General features: G+C 72.4%; 18 protein-coding genes. 13 read left to right on the top strand and 5 right to left on the bottom strand.

Annotated elements, in window-relative coordinates; genetic code table 11:
• From ACZ42A_RS19485 to ACZ42A_RS19465, 5 genes are all read left to right on the top strand, one after another.
• A partial coding sequence (locus ACZ42A_RS19485) for an alpha amylase C-terminal domain-containing protein (protein WP_468528442.1) occupies window positions 1-519 on the top strand: 519 nt, incomplete at its 5' end.
• Entirely contained in the window at window positions 516-2,234 is a 1,719-nt protein-coding gene (treS, locus tag ACZ42A_RS19480; RefSeq protein ID WP_468528441.1) for a maltose alpha-D-glucosyltransferase, read from the top strand. The genes ACZ42A_RS19485 and treS, both read left to right, overlap by 4 nt.
• A 43-nt stretch (window positions 2,235-2,277) precedes the next feature.
• Window positions 2,278-3,669 (top strand): maltokinase N-terminal cap-like domain-containing protein, encoded by a 1,392-nt coding sequence (locus tag ACZ42A_RS19475; RefSeq protein ID WP_468528440.1) that lies wholly within the window; start codon window positions 2,278-2,280, stop codon window positions 3,667-3,669.
• 4 nt (window positions 3,670-3,673) lie between these two features.
• A complete protein-coding gene (glgB, locus tag ACZ42A_RS19470; protein ID WP_468528439.1) occupies window positions 3,674-5,881 on the top strand; it encodes a 1,4-alpha-glucan branching enzyme in 2,208 nt (735 codons plus the stop codon).
• A gap of 85 nt (window positions 5,882-5,966) precedes the next feature.
• Window positions 5,967-7,064: a glutamate--cysteine ligase 2 gene (locus tag ACZ42A_RS19465; RefSeq protein ID WP_468528438.1), complete on the top strand. Its 1,098-nt coding sequence runs from the start codon at window positions 5,967-5,969 to the stop codon at window positions 7,062-7,064.
• Here ACZ42A_RS19465 and ACZ42A_RS19460 read toward each other — a convergent pair.
• Window positions 7,054-7,287, bottom strand: a complete 234-nt coding sequence (locus ACZ42A_RS19460; protein ID WP_468528437.1) for a DUF6480 family protein — start codon at window positions 7,285-7,287, stop codon at window positions 7,054-7,056. The two genes, ACZ42A_RS19465 and ACZ42A_RS19460, sit on opposite strands and share 11 nt — an antisense overlap.
• A 153-nt stretch (window positions 7,288-7,440) precedes the next feature.
• On the opposite strand from ACZ42A_RS19460, the gene ACZ42A_RS19455 reads away from it, so the two are divergent.
• The 3 genes from ACZ42A_RS19455 (at window position 7,441) to ACZ42A_RS19445 (ending at window position 11,347) form a co-directional block, all read left to right on the top strand.
• The gene (locus tag ACZ42A_RS19455; RefSeq protein WP_468528436.1) at window positions 7,441-9,345 is read left to right on the top strand and encodes an AMP-dependent synthetase/ligase; all 1,905 of its coding nucleotides are present in this window, start codon (window positions 7,441-7,443) and stop codon (window positions 9,343-9,345) included.
• Window positions 9,346-9,453: 108 nt separating this feature from the next.
• On the top strand, window positions 9,454-9,888 hold the full coding sequence (locus ACZ42A_RS19450) for an ATP-binding protein (RefSeq protein ID WP_468528435.1): 435 nt from the start codon (window positions 9,454-9,456) through the stop codon (window positions 9,886-9,888).
• 85 nt (window positions 9,889-9,973) lie between these two features.
• The gene (locus ACZ42A_RS19445) at window positions 9,974-11,347 is read left to right on the top strand and encodes an NAD(P)/FAD-dependent oxidoreductase (RefSeq protein ID WP_468528434.1); all 1,374 of its coding nucleotides are present in this window, start codon (window positions 9,974-9,976) and stop codon (window positions 11,345-11,347) included.
• 48 nt (window positions 11,348-11,395) lie between these two features.
• Here the strand turns inward: ACZ42A_RS19445 and ACZ42A_RS19440 are convergent, their stop codons facing one another.
• Window positions 11,396-12,286: a SigB/SigF/SigG family RNA polymerase sigma factor gene (locus ACZ42A_RS19440; RefSeq protein WP_468528433.1), complete on the bottom strand. Its 891-nt coding sequence runs from the start codon at window positions 12,284-12,286 to the stop codon at window positions 11,396-11,398.
• 201 nt (window positions 12,287-12,487) lie between these two features.
• Complete coding sequence (locus ACZ42A_RS19435) at window positions 12,488-12,928, bottom strand: ATP-binding protein (protein WP_468528432.1); 441 nt, start codon at window positions 12,926-12,928, stop codon at window positions 12,488-12,490.
• Between the two features lie 237 nt (window positions 12,929-13,165).
• On the opposite strand from ACZ42A_RS19435, the gene ACZ42A_RS19430 reads away from it, so the two are divergent.
• From ACZ42A_RS19430 to ACZ42A_RS19420, 3 genes are all read left to right on the top strand, one after another.
• Window positions 13,166-13,387, top strand: coding sequence for a hypothetical protein (locus ACZ42A_RS19430; protein ID WP_468528431.1), 222 nt, complete (start codon window positions 13,166-13,168; stop codon window positions 13,385-13,387).
• 44 nt (window positions 13,388-13,431) lie between these two features.
• The gene (locus ACZ42A_RS19425; RefSeq protein ID WP_468528430.1) at window positions 13,432-14,904 is read left to right on the top strand and encodes an aminotransferase class I/II-fold pyridoxal phosphate-dependent enzyme; all 1,473 of its coding nucleotides are present in this window, start codon (window positions 13,432-13,434) and stop codon (window positions 14,902-14,904) included.
• A gap of 312 nt (window positions 14,905-15,216) precedes the next feature.
• Window positions 15,217-15,669: a cyclic nucleotide-binding domain-containing protein gene (locus tag ACZ42A_RS19420; RefSeq protein WP_468528429.1), complete on the top strand. Its 453-nt coding sequence runs from the start codon at window positions 15,217-15,219 to the stop codon at window positions 15,667-15,669.
• A 1-nt stretch (window position 15,670) separates the two neighbouring features.
• Here ACZ42A_RS19420 and ACZ42A_RS19415 read toward each other — a convergent pair whose 3' ends face one another.
• Both ACZ42A_RS19415 and ACZ42A_RS19410 read right to left on the bottom strand, forming a co-directional pair.
• Window positions 15,671-16,963 carry an MFS transporter gene (locus ACZ42A_RS19415; protein WP_468528428.1) on the bottom strand — a complete coding sequence of 431 codons (1,293 nt, stop codon included), beginning with the start codon at window positions 16,961-16,963 and terminating at the stop codon, window positions 15,671-15,673.
• 109 nt (window positions 16,964-17,072) lie between these two features.
• Complete coding sequence (locus tag ACZ42A_RS19410) at window positions 17,073-17,690, bottom strand: LysE/ArgO family amino acid transporter (RefSeq protein ID WP_468528427.1); 618 nt, start codon at window positions 17,688-17,690, stop codon at window positions 17,073-17,075.
• A gap of 93 nt (window positions 17,691-17,783) precedes the next feature.
• Here ACZ42A_RS19410 and ACZ42A_RS19405 point away from each other — a divergent pair, with 93 nt between their 5' ends.
• The gene (locus ACZ42A_RS19405; RefSeq protein ID WP_468528465.1) at window positions 17,784-18,686 is read left to right on the top strand and encodes a LysR family transcriptional regulator ArgP; all 903 of its coding nucleotides are present in this window, start codon (window positions 17,784-17,786) and stop codon (window positions 18,684-18,686) included.
• 89 nt (window positions 18,687-18,775) lie between these two features.
• On the top strand, window positions 18,776-19,027 hold the full coding sequence (locus tag ACZ42A_RS19400) for a WhiB family transcriptional regulator (RefSeq protein WP_468528426.1): 252 nt from the start codon (window positions 18,776-18,778) through the stop codon (window positions 19,025-19,027).
• Window positions 19,028-19,031 lie beyond the last annotated feature (4 nt).

Genomic DNA, 19,031 nt, shown 5'->3' with positions numbered 1-19,031 from the left:
GCCGCGACCCTCTCCCCCACCTGGGGCGTGTACTCCGGCTACGAGCTGTGCGAGAACACCCCGCTCAGGGAAGGCAGCGAGGAGTACCTCGACTCGGAGAAGTACCAGCTCCGTCCCCGCGACTGGGACGACCCGGACAGCATCGCCCCCCTCATCACCCGCCTGAACGACATCCGGCGCCGCCACCCCGCGCTGCACCGGCTGCGCAATCTGCGCTTCCACCGGACCGACAACGACGCGCTGATCGCGTACAGCAAGCGGTCCGGCCCCGACACGATCCTGGTGGTCGCCAACCTCGACCCTCACCACCCCCAGGAGGCCACGGTCACGCTGGACCTGCCGGAACTCGGCCTGGAATGGCACGAGGCCGTGTCGGTGCACGACGAACTGACGGGTGAGACCTATCACTGGGGCAGCACGAACTACGTGCGTCTGGAGCCCGGCCGCGCGCCGGCCCATGTGCTCCACGTCCAGCGGTCCCCCGCCGCGCCGCAGATCGGAGGGTCAGCAGCGTCATGACTGTCAACGAGCCCGTCCCGGACACCTTCGAGGACACACCGGCCCAGGACCGGGACCCGGAGTGGTTCAAGCGCGCCGTCTTCTACGAGGTCCTGGTCCGTTCCTTCCAGGACAGCAACGGCGACGGCGTCGGCGACCTCAAGGGTCTGACCGCCAAGCTGGACTATCTCCAATGGCTCGGGGTCGACTGTCTGTGGCTGCCGCCCTTCTTCCAGTCCCCGCTCAGGGACGGCGGGTACGACGTCTCCGACTACACGGCCGTGCTGCCGGAGTTCGGTGACCTCGCCGACTTCGTGGAGTTCGTGGACGCCGCCCACCAGCGCGGCATGCGGGTCATCATCGACTTCGTCATGAACCACACGAGTGACCAGCACCCGTGGTTCCAGGAGTCGCGCCGGGACCCCGACGGCCCCTACGGGGACTACTACATGTGGGCCGACGACGACAAGCAGTACCAGGACGCCCGGATCATCTTCGTCGACACCGAGGTCTCCAACTGGACCTTCGACCCGGTGCGCGGCCAGTACTACTTCCACCGCTTCTTCTCCCACCAGCCGGACCTCAACTACGAGAACCCCGCCGTCCAGGAGGAGATCCTGGCGGCCCTGCGCTTCTGGCTGGACCTGGGCATCGACGGCTACCGCCTGGACGCTGTGCCCTACCTCTACGCCGAGGACGGCACCAACTGCGAAAACCTTCCTGCCACGCATGAGTTCCTGAAGCGCGTCCGCCGCGAGATCGACGCGCTGTATCCGGACACCGTGCTCCTCGCGGAGGCCAACCAGTGGCCGGAGGACGTCGTCGACTACTTCGGCGACTACGCCACCGGCGGCGACGAGTGCCACATGGCCTTCCACTTCCCCGTCATGCCGCGCATCTTCATGGCCGTACGACGGGAGTCGCGCTACCCCGTCTCCGAGATCCTCGCCAAGACCCCGGCCATCCCTTCCGGCTGCCAGTGGGGCGTCTTCCTGCGCAACCACGACGAGCTGACCCTCGAGATGGTCACCGACGAAGAGCGCGACTACATGTGGGCCGAGTACGCCAAGGACCCGCGGATGCGCGCCAACATCGGCATCCGCCGCCGGCTCGCGCCCCTCCTGGACAACGACCGCCACACGATCGAGCTGTTCTCCGCCCTGCTGCTGTCGCTGCCGGGGTCGCCGATCCTCTACTACGGCGACGAGATCGGCATGGGCGACAACATCTGGCTCGGCGACCGGGACGCCGTCCGCACCCCCATGCAGTGGACGCCGGACCGCAACGCGGGCTTCTCCACCTGCGACCCCGGCCGCCTCTACCTGCCGACCATCATGGACCCGGTCTACGGCTACCAGGTGACCAACGTCGAGGCGTCCATGGCCTCGCCGTCGTCACTGCTGCACTGGACCCGGCGGATGATCGAGATCCGCAAGCAGAACCCCGCCTTCGGCCTCGGCTCGTTCCGCGAGCTGCAGTCGTCGAACCCGGCGGTGCTCGCGTTCCTGCGCGAGTACGAGGACGACCTGGTGCTGTGCGTGAGCAACTTCGCGCGGTTCGCCCAGCCGACCGAGCTGGACCTGCGCGAGTTCGCCGGCCGCCACCCGGTCGAGCTGTTCGGCGGGGTCCGCTTCCCCGCCATCGGTGAACTTCCGTACCTGCTGACCCTCGGGGGCCACGGCTTCTACTGGTTCCGGCTCGTCCGAGTCGCATCTCGCATCGGCCGACGGCTGTGACGCCGACGACCGTGAGCGTGCGCCGACGAAAGGAGGCGTCACCATGACGAAGACCGCATCCCTCCGACCGAGCAGCAGCGGCAGGGCCGGGCTCGCCCGGCCCATGGCCTCGCTCGACGGGCTGTTGCGGGCGTGGCTGCCGAGGCAGCGCTGGTTCGCCGGCAAGGACCGTCCCGTCACTGACCTGCGGCTGCTCTCCCTCACCGAGCTGTTCCCGGGCTGTCTGCACCTGCTGGTGCACGCCGGTCACGTGGGCGGTCACATCGCCCACGCGGGCGTGCCCGCGCCCGGCGGCACGCCTCCGCCCGGGGACATCTACCAGCTGTTCCTGGGTGTCCAGGAACACCCGTCGCCGCGCCTCGGCCGGGCCCTGATCGGGCGGGCGCAGGACGGACCGCTGGCCGGTCTGACGATCTACGACGCCCTCCTCGACCCCCGTTCGGCGCAGTTGCTCCTGGAGCGGCTGCGGCAGCCGGGCACGGCGGGCCCGCTGCGCTTCGAGGCCGACCCGGCCCAGCCGGTGCCGGCCGGGCTGGTGCCGCGGGTGCTGGACGCGGAGCAGTCCAACTCCTCCCTGGTGTACGGCGACGAGTTCATCCTGAAGGTGTTCCGGCGCATCCAGCCGGGCGTCAACCCGGACCTGGAGGTGCCGGTGGCGCTGGCCGGGCAGGGCTGCGAGCGGGTGCCCGCGCCGGTGGCGTGGTTCCGCACCACCCAGCCGCAGCCCGCGACGCTGGGTGTGCTCCAGCCGTTTCTGCGCGACGCCTCCGACGGCTGGACGCTGGCCCTGAACGCGCTCGCCACCGGCGCGGACTTCATGGTCCACGCCCGTGAGCTGGGCCGGGCCACGGCGGACGTCCATCTGGCGCTGGCGGCGGCCTTCCCGACCGGCGCCCCGGGCGAGAACGGCCGGATGGCGGCGGCGATGGCCGAGCGGCTGGACGCCGCCGCGCACTGCGTGCCGGCGCTGCGGCCGTACGTGCCGGGGCTGCGGGGCGCGTTCAGCGCGCTCACCACCTGCGATCCGGGGCCTCCGGCCCAGCGGATCCACGGCGATCTGCACCTGGGTCAGGTGCTGCGCGCGGGGCGGGAGTGGTTCGTGATCGACTTCGAGGGCGAGCCGTCGCGTCCGCTCGCCGAACGGCGCAGCGCCCAGTCCCCGGTCCGGGACATCGCCGGCATGCTGCGCTCCTTCGACTACGCGGCCCGGCAGCGCCGGCCCTGGCGCCCCGAGTGGGCGCGCCGCTGCCGGGAGGCGTTCTGCGCGGGCTACGCGGCCCGGGCCGGATGGGACCCGCGCAAGAAACACGGCCTGCTCCGCGCCTACGAGACGGACCGGGCCGTGTACGAAGTGCTCTACGAGGCCAGACACCGTCCGGACTGGCTCCCCGTGCCGATGGCGGCGATCGAACGACTCGCCGTGAGAGGAGACTGACACCGTGGCGCTGCGCGACACCTCACTCCCCGAGACCTCGCACCGACGACCGGGCGGGGCAGCCCCGCCCCTGGACCCGGGCGACCGGGACCGGCTGCTGTCCGGGTCCCATCACGACCCGCACGCCCTGCTCGGCGCGCACCCTGTGCCGGGCGGAGTCGCCGTCCGGGCGCTGCGCCCGTTCGCGCAGTCGGTGACCGCGCTGGTCGACGGGGTGCGGCACCCCCTGGTCTCGGAGGGCGCCGGCCTCTTCTCCACCGTCCTCCCCTGTGCGGAGATCCCGGCGTACACACTGCTGATCTCGTACGGGGACGGCGAGCGGGAGACGCACGACCCGTACCGGTTCCTGCCGGCGCTCGGCGAGCTGGATCTGCATCTGATCCGCGAGGGCCGGCACGAGCAGCTGTGGAAGGCGCTCGGCGCGGAGCCGATGACCCACCAGGGCGTGACCGGCACCCGGTTCACGGTCTGGGCGCCGAACGCGCGCGGGGTGCGGGTCGCCGGGGACTTCTGCCACTGGGACGGGACCGCGTTCCCGATGCGGTCGCTGGGCGCCTCCGGGGTGTGGGAGCTGTTCCTGCCGGGCATCGGCGAGGGCACCCGGTACAAGTTCGAGATCACCTCCCAGTACGGCGGCCGGTTCCTGAAGGCCGACCCGATGGCCCGCGAGGCCGAGATGCCGCCCGACACGGCGTCGGTGGTGACGGCGTCGCACTACGAGTGGGGCGACCGGGAGTGGCTGGCGCACCGCGCGGACACCTCGGTGCACGAGGCGCCGTTCTCCGTGTACGAGGTACACCTGCCGTCCTGGCGGCCGGGACTGACCTACCGGCAGCTCGCCGAACAACTCCCCGCGTACGTCAAGGACCTGGGCTTCACCCACATCGAGCTGATGCCGGTGGCCGCGCACCCGTTCAGCGGGTCGTGGGGCTACCAGGTGACCTCCTACTACGCCCCGACCCCGCGGCTCGGCAGCCCTGACGACTTCCGGTACTTCGTCGACTCCTGTCACCGGGCGGGCATCGGCGTGATCATGGACTGGGTGCCGGCGCACTTCCCGAAGGACGACTGGGCGCTGGCCCGGTTCGACGGGGACCCGCTCTACGAACCCGGCAACGAGCAGCGGGCGGAGCACCCGGACTGGGGGACGTACGAGTTCGACTACGGGCGGACGGAGGTGCGCAACTTCCTGGTCGCCAACGCCGTGTACTGGTGCGAGGAGTTCCACATCGACGGCCTGCGCGTCGACGCCGTCGCCTCGATGCTCTACCTCGACTACTCCCGCGAGGACGGCCAGTGGTCCCCGAACGCCTACGGCGGGCGCGAGGACCTGGCGGCGATGGGGTTCCTCCAGGAGATGAACGCCACCGTGTACCGCCGGGTGCCCGGCGTGGTGACCATCGCCGAGGAGTCCACCGCGTGGGGCGGGGTGACCAAGCCGACCGACTGGGGCGGTCTCGGGTTCGGGCTGAAATGGAACATGGGCTGGATGCACGACTCGCTCCAGTACATGAGCAAGGAGCCGGTGCACCGTAAGTACCACCACAACGAGATGACCTTCTCGATGGTGTACGCGTACAGCGAGAACTACGTGCTGCCGATCTCGCACGACGAGGTGGTGCACGGCAAGCAGGCGCTGGTCTCCAAGATGCCCGGCGACTGGTGGCAGCGGCGCGCCAACCACCGCGCGTACCTCGGCTTCATGTGGGCCCACCCCGGCAAGCAGCTGCTCTTCATGGGCCAGGAGTTCGCCCAGGGCGGCGAGTGGTCCGAGGCGCACGGTCCCGAGTGGTGGCTGCTGGATCCCGGCTACTGTGCCGCGGGCGACCACCGGGGTGTCCAGGACCTGGTGCGCGACCTCAACACGCGCTACCGGAACAGCCCCGCCCTGTGGCAGCGCGACACCGACCCGGCCGGCTTCCGGTGGGTGGCGTGCGACTCGGCCGACGACAACGTCTTCGCGTTCCTGCGCTACGCGGCCGACGGCAGCCCGCTGCTCGCGGTCAGCAACTTCTCCCCCGTCGTCCGCCACGACTACCGCCTCTGGGCTCCCGACGACGTCGTCGCCTGGGAGGAGGTGCTGAACACCGACGCGGCCCGCTACGGCGGCAGCGACGTCACCAACCCGGGCCCGGTCAAGCCCGAGGACGACCACATCCGGCTCACCCTGCCGCCGCTCGCCACGGTGTGGCTGACGCCCGTGCCGGTGTGAACCCGCGCCGACGGGGCAGTCGGGGCCTACGGGAGGAGTCTGGGAAGCCCCTTCTCGCGGTAGGGCCTCGGAAAGGCGGGCACAGGTGCGCACCGTCGGTGTGGAGGAGGAGCTCCTCCTGGTGGATCCGGAGACCGGCGAGCCGAGGGCCCGCTCCGCGGCCGTGCTGGCCCGCGCCGTGCACGAGGACGCCGGGCAGGACGTGTTCGAGAAGGAACTCCACGACCAGATGCTGGAGTTCGCCACCCATCCGCAGACGGACATGGCGGCCCTCGGCGCGGAGATCGTCCGCTCCCGCCGGGAGGCCGCCCGGCACGCCAAGGGGATCGGCTGCGCGGTCGCGGCGCTCGCCACCTCCCCGCTGCCGGTCAGCCCCGCCGTCGGCGCGAACCGCCGCTATCAGTGGATGGAGCGGGAGTACGGGATCGCCACCCGGGAACAGCTTGTCCTCGGCTGCCATGTCCATGTGGCCGTCGCATCCGACGAGGAGGGCGTGGGCGTCGTGGACCGGCTGCGGCCGTGGCTCGCGGTGCTGTCCGCGCTGAGCGCCAACTCCCCCTTCTGGCAGGGCGAGGACACCAGTTACAGCAGCTACCGCAGCCGGGTCTGGCAGCGCTGGCCGTCGGCCGGTCCGACCGAGGTGTTCGGCTCGGCGGAGCGGTACCGGCGGCGGGTCGCCGACATGATGGCGACCGGCACGCTCCTCGACGAGGCGATGGTCTACTTCGACGCCCGGCTGTCCGTGCGTTACCCGACGGTGGAGATCCGGGTCGCGGACGTCTGTCTGGACGCGGACACCGCCGTACTGATCGCGACCCTCGCCCGGGGGCTGGTGGAGACGGCGGCCCGCGAGTGGCGGGCGGGCCGGGCACCGGCCGATCTCGGGGTGAGCGTGCTGCGACTGGCGGGGTGGCGGGCCGCCCGCTCCGGACTCACCGGCGAGCTGCTGCTGCCCGCCGGAATGCGGCCCGCGCCCGCCGGGACGGTGGTGGAGGCCCTGCTGGAGCATGTCGCGGACGCGCTCGCGGACAGCGGGGACCTGGACCGGGCGCGGCAGAGCTGCGCCCGGCTGCTGCGGGACGGCAACGGTGCCCGGGTGCAGCGGGAGCTGCTGGCGCGGACGGGCAGTCTGCGCGAGGTCGTCGCCGCCTGTGTGCGCCGTACACAGGGCCTTACAGCATGAGCGCCAGGCCGAAGGCCAGGAAGAACGCCGCCACCAGCACCACCAGCACGATGATCAGCGTCAGCGGGCCCTTGGCCCAGCCCTTGGGCGGGTTGTGCGTCTCCCGGGGCCCGGCCTCCGGCAGGCTGCTCTCCGCGGGCGGGGTCTCCCCGGGGGGTACGCCGCCACCCGGTTCGAGGCCTGTCGACCGCTCGGGTTCCGGGTCGGGGTTGATGTGACTCATGCCGTCCGAGTCCCCCGATCCCGCCGAGATCATCGAACCGGAATCACTTCCGCGGTCCGGGCACCAACCGGGTCCGCGGACCGCTACATTCGACCAGCGTCGATAACGGTTCTCGTCGGCGGAGTCACAGCCCGTACACCACAGGAGCAGCGCATGCGCGACCTCGCTCTCGCTCCCCCGGCCGTCCCGCCCGCGCTCACCGGCGGGCTCGCCGACAGCCTCTTCGAACGGGCGGAGCGCGACCCGACCCTGCCGCTCGCCGCGTACCGCCCTGATCCGTCCTCCGACCACTGGGAGGAGGTGACCGCGGTGGAGCTGCGGGACGAGGTGGTCGACGTGGCGCGGGGGCTGATCGCCTCGGGGATCTCGCCGGGCCGGCGGGTGGCGGTCATGGCGCGCACCCGGTACGAGTGGACGGTGCTCGCCTACGCGCTGTGGGCGGTGGGCGCCGAGGTGGTGCCCGTGTATCCGACCGCGTCGCGCGAGCAGGTCGAGTGGATCCTGCGCGACGCCGGGTGCGTGGCCGTGGTGGTCGAGGACGAGCACAGCGCGATGACGGTCGGCTCGGTGTGCGCGGGCCTGCCGGCGCTGCGGCACGTGTGGCAACTGGACGCGGGCGGACCGGCGCAGCTGGCCGCGCGGGGCGAGGCGATCCCGCCGGAGGCCGTCGACTCGCTGCGCAGGATCGTGCTGCCGGACGCCACCGCGGTCGTCGCCTACACCTCGGGCGCCTCGGGCCGTCCGCTGGGCTGCGCGCTCAGCCACCGCGGTCTGGCGAGCGTCTGCGACACCCTGCTGGCGGGCTGGGGCCACACGGCGGCACCGCCGGGCGAGCAGGGCAGGGTCCTCGCCTACCTGCCCTTCTCCCATGTGTACGGCCTGATGATCCAGGGCCTGTGCGTCCGCGGCGGGATTCTCCTCGGGCACGAGCCCCAGGTGAGCGAGGCGGCGCTGACGGCCGCGCTGCGCTCGTTCCGGCCGACGTATTTCTACGCCGTGCCGTCGCTGTTCGAGAAGCTGTACAAGACGTTCCTGCGGACGGCGCAGCAGGCGGGCCGCGGCGGGCTGTTCGAGCGGGCGGCGGAGACAGCGCGGGCGTTCGCGGCGGCGAGCGAGCGGCAGCGGCTCGGCCGGGGGTCGGGGCCGGGGATGGAACTGCGGCTCCAGCACGCGGTGTACGAGCGCGCGGTCTACCGCAGGCTGCGGGCGGCCCTCGGCGGCCGGGTGGGGCGGGCCACCTCGGGCGGCTCGCCGCTCAGCCGCGAGCTGTCCCTCTTCTTCGAGGGCATCGGCATCTATGTGCACGACGGGTACGGGCTGACCGAGACCTGCGGCGGGATCACCATGCAGCCGCTGGGCCGGGAGAAGTCGGGCACCGTGGGGCAGGCCCTGCCGGGCACGGAGATCCGGGTGGCCGCCGACGGGGAGATCCTGGTGCGCGGGCCGTCGGTGTTCCAGGGGTACGTGGGCGACCCGGCGGCGACCATGACCGCGCTGCGCGGCGGCTGGCTGGCCACCGGGGACCTGGGGCATCTGGACTCCGAGGGCTATCTGACGATCACCGGGCGCAAGAAGGACGTCATCATCACCAGCAGCGGCAAGAGCGTCGCCCCGGCGGCGCTGGAGCAGCGGCTGCGGATGCATCCGCTCATCCACCAGGCGGTCGTCGTCGGTGACAACCGGCCCTGTGTGGGCGCCCTGATCACTCTGGACCCGGAGTTCCTCGTGCACTGGCGCGCGGCGCTGGCGCTGCCGGGCGACGCGCCGCTGCGCGAGGCGCGGGAGGAGAACGCGCTGCGGGAGGAGATCGCGCGGGCCGTGGCCGCGGCCAACAGCGTGGTGTCCCGGTCGGAGTCGATCCGGGTGTTCCGGATCCTGCCGGAGCCGTTCGACGTCGCGAACGGACTGCTGACGCCGTCGATGAAGCTGCGCCGGGACGCGATCGTGCGCCACTACGAGCCGGACATCGACGCGATGTACGCGGCACGGACGCCCCTGCCCCGGCTCGCCGCGGAGGACCCGGCGGGCTGGGACGATTCGGACAACGTGTTCCGCTAGGACCTGTCTCCCCCGGTCCGCATGGGCCCTGCGGCCGGGGGAACTCGCCTACTGGTGAATCTGGAGGACGTGGCGACGAGCCTGCGAACCGTACGCGGGAATGGCGACATGACGACCGAGCCGGGATGGGACGAAAGACTGGCTGCCCGAGGGATACCGAGCCGCACGGTCGGCTTTCCGGGCGAGCCGCGCGACGTGACGGGCGCGCGGCTCGCCGCCGACGGGTTCCTGCGGGACCTCTCGCATGTCGCGCCGCCCGCCTCGCGCGAGCACTGGGACGACATCCTGCTGGTGGTCACCGAGCTGGCGGCGAACGCGGTGCAGTACGCGCCCGGCCCGTTCGAGCTGCGGATGCGCCGCGCCTTCGACGGGGTGCATGTCACCCTGCACGACACCAGCACCACCGCGCCGGCGCCGCGCCCGTTCCGGCCGCGCACGGGCGGCGGCGGAATCGGCTGGCATCTGCTGCACGCCCTGTGCGACCAGGTCAGCGTGGTGACCGGGGAACGCGGCAAGGACGTCCACGCGTTCCTGCCGTGGTGAGGGTCCCGAAGGTCAGCTGCATGCCGCGCCCGACTGGCGCAACGGCGTCCGGCACGGTGGGATCGATGCGTAAACCGCGGAAGGGATGGACGACGTGACACGACCCAGGATCCTGGTGGTGGGCGCGGGCTTCGCGGGAGTGGAGTGCGTACGGCGCCTGGAACGCAGGCTCGGCCCCGACGAGGCCGACGTGACGCTGGTGACTCCGACCTCCTACCAGCTCTACCTGCCGCTGCTGCCGCAGGTCGCCTCCGGGGTGCTCACTCCCCAGTCGATCGCGCTGTCCCTGCGCCGCAGCCGCAAGTACCGCACCCGGATCATCCCCGGCGGAGCCATCGGCGTGGACCTCAAGGCCAAGGTCTGCGTCATCCGCACGATCACCGAACAGACCGTCAACGAGCCCTACGACTACCTGGTGCTGGCCCCGGGCAGCATCACCCGCACCTTCGACATCCCCGGGCTCACCGACCACGCCTTCGGCATGAAGACCCTCGCCGAGGCCGCCTACATCCGCGACCACGTGATCTCGCAGCTCGACCTCGCCGACGCCAGCCAGGACCCCGCCGAGCGGGCCTCCCGGCTGCAGTTCGTGGTCGTCGGCGGCGGCTACGCGGGCACCGAGACGGCCGCCTGTCTGCAACGGCTCACCCACAACGCGGTGAAGCGCTACCCGCGGCTCGACCCGCGTCTGATCAAGTGGCACCTGATCGACATCGCGCCGAAGCTGATGCCCGAACTCGGCGACAAGCTCGGCCGCAGCGCCCAGGAGGTGCTGCGCCGGCGCGGCATCGAGATCTCCCTCGGCGTCTCCATCGAGAAGGCGGGCCCCGAGGAGGTCACCTTCACCGACGGCCGGGTGGTTCCCACCCACACCCTGATCTGGACGGCCGGGGTGGTGGCGAGCCCGCTCATCGCCACGCTGGGCGCCGAGACGGTGCGCGGGCGGCTCGCCGTCACCGCCGAGATGAACCTGCCGGGCCACGACGGGGTGTTCGCGCTCGGCGACGCCGCCGCCGTGCCCGACGTGGCCAAGGGGTTGGGCAACGTCTGCCCGCCCACCGCGCAGCACGCCATGCGCCAGGGCCGCAAGGTCGCCGACAACGTCATCGCGACGCTGCGGGGCCAGCCCCTGGAGCCGTACATCCACAAGGACCTCGGGCTCGTCGTCGACCTGGGCGGCAAGGACGCGGTCTCCAAGCCGCTCGGCGTGGAGCTGCACGGCCTGCCCGCCCAGGTCGTCGCGCGCGGCTACCACTGGTCGGCGCTGCGGACCAACGTGGCCAAGACCCGGGTGCTGACCAACTGGGTGCTCAACGCGGTCGCCGGGGACGATTTCGTCCGCACCGGCTTCCAGGCCCGCAAGCCCGCCAAGCTGAAGGATTTCGAGTACACCGACGCCTATCTGACGCCGGAGCAGGTGCGGGCTCACGTGGAGGGCACGGGCCCGCAGGCGTCCTGACCGCGTGGGAGGCCGGTCCGTCGACCGGCCTCCCTTCCGGGAACCTCCTCAGCGACGGCGGCGCCGACCGGCGCACGGCCCGGCCGGGCGGGTGACACTCGTGCGCGTGCCGCCGCGCCGCCCCAGTGCCTCGTCGCGGACGCGGGCGCAGCTGCGGCTGATGAGCCGGGAGACGTGCATCTGGGAGATGCCGAGCCGGTCGGCGATCCTGCTCTGCGTCATGTCCTCGAAGAACCGCATGTAGAGGATGGCGCGTTCACGTTCCGGCAGGTTGCGCAGGCACTCCTTGGCGGACTCGCGGTCCACCACGACGTCGTACGAGGAGTCCGGCGCGCCGAGCGTGTCGGCGAGGCTGTAGCCGTCGTCGTCGGAGGAGAGCTCCGCGTCGAGGGAGAGGGTGCTGAAACTCTCCAGGGCCTCGATGCCGGTGCCGACCTCCTCCTCGGTCAGGCCGGTGTGGGCGGCGATGTCGGCGACCGTGGGCTCGGGCGTGCCCGGGCTCTGGGCGAGTTCGCGGCGGGCGACCCGCACCTTGTTGCGCAGCTCCTGCACCCGGCGCGGGACGCGCAGCGCCCACATCCGGTCGCGGAAGTGGCGCTTGACCTCGCCGGTGATGGTGGGGACGGCGTAGCTCTCGAAGGCACCGCGGTCCGGGTCGTAGCGGTCGATCGCCTTCACCAGCCCGAGCGCGGCGACTTGGCGCAGGTCCTCGACGGCCTCGCCCCGGTCGCGGAACCGGCCGGCGATCCGGTGGGCCATGGGCAGCCAGGCCTCGACGAGTTCGTCGCGCACGGCGTCCCGCTCGGGGCCGTCCGGCAGTTCGGCCAGCCGGGCGAAGAGTCCGGCGGTCTCGGGGGCGTCGTCGTGCGGTCGTCGGTGGGGGTGCGCGGTGGAGTGCTCGGAGGTGGTGGTGCGGCTGGTCGACGTGTCGATGCGCATGCGGAATCGCTCCTGAACGGTCTTCTCAGCGTCTTTCACGGGACTGACTGACCGCGGGAAGTGCCCGCCCGGCCGACCTGGCGGCCCGGGAGCGCAGACCACTCCCCGCTGGCGCGCCTCCGGTCCGAAGCACGAGATGCGCCTGCCCGGTCACCGGGAGAACAAACGTGAGGCGCCGCCCGGAAGGCCCGCGCCGACGGCTCAGAAGACGTCCACCTCGGCGGTGATGCGCTTGCCGCCCGAGGGCAGGCCGGTGACCCGCACGTCGCGGGCCAGCCGGCAGACGATGGGCCAGCCGCGGCCCCCGTTGCGCCGGCGTCCGCGGGTGTCGAGCGGCGGCCTGACCACGGGCAGCCGGTCGCTGCGGTCGCTCACCGACACCCGCACTCCGTGCCCGACGACGTCGACGTCCACGTCCGTGATCCCGCCGCCGTGCAGGATGGCGTTGGTCGTCAGCTCCGAGGCGACGAGCAGCGCGTCCGCGAGGCCGTCCTCGTCGCACCGCGTACCGGTGGCCAGACATCGCTTGGCCACCGCGCGCCGTACCGCCCCCCGGACGTCGGCGGGCCGGCAGGCGTCCGGGCAGGTGCGCCCGCCGCGGCCGGGTGGCTCCCCTCGGGGCTCGGGTGAGTAGGTGCTCACTTCTCTCGCTCCCTGACTGCTCGGTCGGGAAAGTGGGGTCGGGAACAGCGGCCGGCGGGGCCGGGAACAGGGGCCCGGGAGAGGGAAAGGATGGGCCGGTTCCACCCGATCGCCCCCGCTTGCTTCCCCCACTTGTCTCTGCCCCCACTTGTCGGCTGACCGCCGACGGCCGGCCCAAACCCGTGGCGACGCGTCGAAAGCGCCATCGATGCCCGCCAACCGGGGTACGCGGACGCCATGACCGATGTCGTGGACTCAGACGAGCTGTTGCGGCGTATCCAGCGCGGCAGGGCGTGGGCCCTGCGGGAGGAGCGCACATGGCGGCAGCGCAGCGACGCCCTGCGGCCGGCCGAACCCGACGGGGCCCGTGACGCCGATGCGCGCGTACTGGCGTACCAGGTGGTGATCGGGGTGCTGGACGAGATCCTGACGCCCGGCAAGCACACGAAGGAGAGCTGAGCCGTTCCGATTGACCCGCACGGGCTCCGGGAACCCGAGGCCCCATGTCAGCCGATCACACCCGGGCGCCCGTGCTGGAGGCCCTCGCCGAGTACCGTCGTTCCGGTCGTCTGTCGTTCACCCCGCCCGGGCACAAGCAGGCCCGTGGGGCCGATCCCGCGGTGCGGGAGGTGCTGGGGGACGCGGTGTTCCTGGGCGATGTGCTGGCGTCGGGGGGTCTCGACGACCGGCTGGGGCGGGGGCAGGTGCTGGAGCGGGCGCAGGAGCTGATGGCCGACGCGGTGCACGCGGACCACACCTTCTTCAGCACGTGCGGCAGTTCCCTGTCGGTGAAGGCGGCGATGCTGGCGGTCGCCGGTCCGCACGAGAAGCTGCTGATCGGGCGGGACGCCCACAAGTCGGTGGTGTCGGGGCTGATCCTGTCCGGCGTCGAGCCGGTGTGGGTGGAGCCGCGCTGGGACGGGGAGCGGCGCCTGGCGCATCCGCCGTCCGCCGCCGCCTTCGACCGGGCGTTCGACGCGCACCCGGACGCCAGGGGCGCGCTGGTCACCAGTCCGACGCCGTACGGCGGCTGCGCCGATCTGCGGGAGATCGCCGGGGTCTGTCATCGGCGCGGGGTGCCGCTGATCGTGGACGAGGCGTGGGGCGCGCATCTGCCGTTCCATCCGGAGCTGCCGTCCTGGGCGATGGACGCGGGTGCCGACATCTGCGTCACCAGCATCCACAAGATGGGCAGCGGCCTGGAGCAGGGGTCGGTGTTCCATCTGCGGGGCGGCCGCGTCTCGCCGGAGCTGCTGGGGGTGCGGGCGGGTCTGCTGAGCACCACCAGTCCGTCGGCGCTGATCTACGCCGGGATGGACGGCTGGCGCCGGCAGATGGTGCTGCGCGGGCGGGACCTCATGGGCGGCGCGCTGGAGCTGGCCGCGGAGGTGCGGGCGGCCGTCGAGGAGATCGACGGGCTGCACGTGAACGACCGGGACGACTTCTGCGGGCCGGGCCTGGCCGACGACTTCGACCCGCTGCCCTGTGTCGTCGACGTCGCCGGGCTGGGGATCACCGGCTATCAGGCCGCCGACTGGCTGCGGGAGCGGCGCGGTGTGGTCGCGCATCTCACCGACCACCGCCGGATCGGCGCGCAGCTCACCCACGCGGACGACCGGGAGACGACGGGCGAGTTGCTGTCCGCGCTCAGGGATCTGGCGCGGGCCGCTGCGGAGCTGGGTGACGCGCCGCGGGTGACCGTGCCGGAGCCGGCCGAGCTGCGGATGGCGCAGGTGGCGCTGCCCCGCGACGCGTTCTTCGGACCGGCCGAGGCCGTGCCGCTCGGCGAGGCGGAGGGGCGGATCGCCGCGGAGATGATCACGCCGTATCCGCCCGGGATCCCGGCGGTGCTGCCCGGCGAGCGGCTGCGGGAGCCGGTGCTGCGCTATCTGCGCACCGGGCTGGCGGCGGGCATGAACCTGCCGGACGCCGCCGATCCCTCGCTGGAGACGATCCGCGTGGTGGGGCCCTCCTGAGACATGCCGCCTCCTGAGACATGCCGCCGCAACACGAACGTAACCCGAGTGAAACAGGTCACGTGACCCGCTTCCAGGTGGAGAGCACGACCCAAGATGGTTTATCGTTCATACATACGTGGTGACGGAGTCGATGGCATCCTCCTCCGCCACTGCTACGGCCCTGGCTGGTGTCCCCCGTCCAGCCAGGGCTTTTAATTTTCCCCCGCAGCGAGAATTTCCCTCTCCGCCGAGGTGCTCGCGACGCCCGCAGCGGCTGAAATGGGCGTAGGCAACGCACCGGAACCGAGCGTCGGCGAGGAGCACCGCGCCATGACCAAAGCGACGAAACTGCTGACCGCCCTTCCTCCGCCGCAACGGCAGCGTCTGATGGCGCTGGCCCGGGAGGTGGCCTTCCCGGAGGACACCCGGATCTTCGAGCCGGGCGGCGTCGCCGACCGGTTCTGGGTGATCCGCTCCGGCGCGGTCTCCCTCGACCAACGGGTGTCGTCGCTCCAGCGGGTGACCGTGGCCAGCCTCGGCTCCGGCGATCTGCTGGGCTGGTCCTGGCTGTTCCCGCCGCACCAGTGGGACTTCGGCGCCGAGGCCTTCAGCCCGGTACGCGCCTACGAGTTCGACGCGGAGCCCGTGCTCGCGCTGTGCGAGGAGGATCCGAAGCTCGGCATGACGCTCGTGCGGATCGTCGCCGAGATCCTCGCCCACCGGCTGGAGATGACCCGGGGCCAGCTGATGGAGCAGTACACACTGCGCCGCCGGTCCTCCTAGGTCAGACCTCGTAGCGGCGCAGGGCCGGAACCGTCGCCGCCAGGGTCAGCATCACCGCGATCACGAGCAGGCCGCCGCCCGCGACGGCGGTCCGGGGGCCGAAGGCCGAGCCCGCCGTGCCGTGCAGGACGTCGGCGAGCCGCGGTCCGCCCGCGACGACCACCGTGAAGACGCCCTGCATCCGGCCGCGCATCTCGTCGGTGGCCGCGGACAGCAGGATCGCCCCGCGGAAGACCATCGACACCATGTCCGCGACCCCGGCCAGCACCAGGAAGGCCACCGCGATCCACAGACTGGTGCTCAGCCCGAACCCGGTGATCGCGACACCCCAGACGACCACCGCGGCGATCACCATCAGCCCGTGCCGGCGGGCCCGGGAGAACGTCCCGGAGAACAGCCCGCCCGCCACCGCGCCGACCGGGATCGCCGCGAACAGCAGCCCCAGGGCGAGGCCTTCGCCGTACGAGGCGTACGTCTCGGACGCGAGCTGCGGGAACAGCGCGCGGGGCATGCCGAGGACCATCGCGACGACGTCGGCGAGGAAGGACAGCAGCAGGATCTTGTGCAGGGCGATGTAGCGGAACCCGGCCGCTATCTCCCGCAGCCCGGCCCGCCGTACGGCCGAGCCGGCGAGCGGCGGCAGCGCGGGCAGCCGGTAGACGGCCCACACGGTGACGCACAGCGCGACGGCGTCGATGAGATACAGCTCCGGCAGCCCGACGACCGGTATCAGGGCGCCCGCGAGCAGGGGTCCGGCGACCAGGCCGGTCTGCATCACGGTGGAGCCGAGCGCGCCCGCCGCGGCCAGCTCCTCCGCGGGGACCAGGCGGGCGATGGAGGCGGTGCGGGCCGGGGAGTTCAGGCCGAAGAACGCCTGCTGCACGGCGAGCAGCACCATCAGCACGCCGACCGACCCCAGGCCCGACACCGCCTGCGCCCAGAACAGCAGCGAGGTGACCGCGATGCCGGTGTTGGTGATCAGCAGCAGGGTGCGGCGGTCCATGCTGTCGGCGACCGCGCCGCCCCACAGCGCGAACACCACCAGCGGCAGCAGTCCGGCGAGGCTCGCGTAACCGACCCACGCCGAGGAGCCGGTGATGTCGTAGATCTGCTTGGGCACGGCGACGGCCGTCAGCTGGCTGCCGACGGCCGTGACGACGGTCGAGGACCACAGCCTGCGGTAGGCGGGGCGGCGCAGCGGGCGGGTGTCCATCGCCCAGCGGCGCCAGCCCCGGCGGGGCGGCTCGGCCGGGGTGGGGGGCTGCTGCTCGGTACTGCTCTCGCTGGTGTCCACGGGCTTCCCGGTGCTCGATACATCTTTCGGGGACCAGGGTGCACCATCCCTGCCCGGGCCAGGAGTTGGGGTGGGCGACCATGTCAGGTCGCCCGGGGACCGGCGCCACTCAGCTCCCGATGACGAGCGAGAGGCCGAGGGCGATCATCGTGGCCGCGACCAGGCCGTCCAGCACCCGCCACGCGGTGGGCTTGGCCAGCCGGCGGCCGAGCAGCCGGGCGCCGAAGCCGAGCGCGGTGAACCAGCACAGGCTGGCGAGCGCGGCGCCGATGCCGAAGGTCCAGCGCAGCGGCCCGTGATCGGCGGCGACCGAGCCGAGCAGGAAGACGGTGTCGAGGTAGACGTGCGGGTTGAGCCAGGTCATCGCCAGACAGGTGAGCACCGCCCGGCGGCGGGAGGTGGCCGCCTCCCCCTCCGTGCGCAGCCCCGCCGCCGCCGGCCGCAGCACCCGGCGGGCGGCGAGCGCGCCGTAGCCGAGCAGGAACGCGCCCCCGATCCACCCGACCGCGGTCAGCGCCCCCGGCCAGGCCACCACGACCGCTCCGACGCCGCCGACGCCGAGCGTGATGAGCAGCGCGTCCGACAGGGCGCAGATCCCGACGACGGCGAGGACCGCCTCGCGGCGGACTCCCTGGCGCAGGACGAAGGCGTTCTGGGCGCCGATGGCGACGATGAGCGAGAGGCCGGTGCCGAAACCCGCGGCAGCGGCGGTGAGCGTGGGAGACATGTCCTCGACGCTAGGGAGGCGTCGGCCATACGTACAGCTAAAGATTCTTACGTATCCTTAGCTGTCGTGAAGAGCGAAGCGTTTCCGCCCGGAATGCCGGAACTCCCCCTTGACCAGGTGCGCACCCTGCTCGCGGTGGTGGACGAGGGCACCTTCGACGCGGCCGCCGCCGCCCTGCATGTGACGCCGTCCGCGGTCAGCCAGCGGGTGAAGGCTCTGGAGCAGCGCACCGGCCGGGTGCTGCTGCTGCGTACGAAGCCGGTACGGCCCACCGAGTCCGGCGAGATCGTCGTACGGCTGGCCCGTCAGCTGGTCCGGCTGGAGCGGGAAGCCCGCACCGAGCTGGGCCTGAGCGGCGCCGGGGAGCCGACCCGGGTGTCGGTGGCGGTCAACTCCGACTCGCTGGCGACGTGGTTCCTCACCGCGCTGACCCGCGTCCCCGAGGAGCTGCGGCTCTGCTTCGAGCTGCGCCGCGAGGACCAGGACCACACGGCGGTGCTGCTGCGGCAGGGGCTGGTGATGGCGGCGGTGACGTCGTCGTCCGAGCCGGTGACGGGGTGCTCGGTGCGCGCGCTGGGCACCATGCGCTACCTGGCCGCGGCCCACCCGGACTTCGCCGCGCGGCATCTCGACGGACCGCTGGCCGAGACGCTGCCGCACGCGCCGGTCGTGGTCTTCGACCGGCGTGACGATCTCCAGGACGGGTTCGTCCGGCTGGTGCGGCACGGCCGGGGCCGCGCCGGCGCGCTGCGCCACGCCGTGCCCACCTCGGAGGGGTTCGTCGAGGCCGTGGCCGCCGGACTGGGCTGGGGCATGGTGCCCGAGGTGCAGGCCGCACCGCTGCTGCGGACCGGCCGGCTGGTCCCGCTCGCCCCGGACCGGACGGTGGACGTCCCGCTGTACTGGCAGCAGTGGAAGCTGGACTCCCCCGCCCTCGCGGCGGTCGCCCGCGCGGTGGCGGCGACGGCCGCCGAGGCGTTGCGCCCGCCGTCCTGAGCGCGTTTCCCCGTGCGTCTGCCGGTGACCCGGAACCGAGCACAAACGACCGCAGAGCGACATCGATTCCTACTTCACGGGTGACGTCCATGACCAACTGGCGCGAGCAGGCAGTGTGCCGCCACGAGGACCCCGATCTGTTCTTCCCGATCGGCACCTCGGGACCGGCGCTGACGCAGACCGAGCGGGCGAAGGCGGTCTGCCGGCGCTGTCCGGTCCGGGAGCCGTGCCTCCGGTTCGCGCTGGACACCGACCAGACCCTCGGGGTGTGGGGCGGCACCAGCGAGGCCGAGCGCCGGACCCTGCAGCGGCGCGCGGGCGCCCGCCGCGCCTCCGGTTAGCGCG

Source organism: Streptomyces sp. NPDC030838 (genome assembly GCF_055572035.1).
This window is presented reverse-complemented; position numbering and strand designations above follow the sequence as displayed.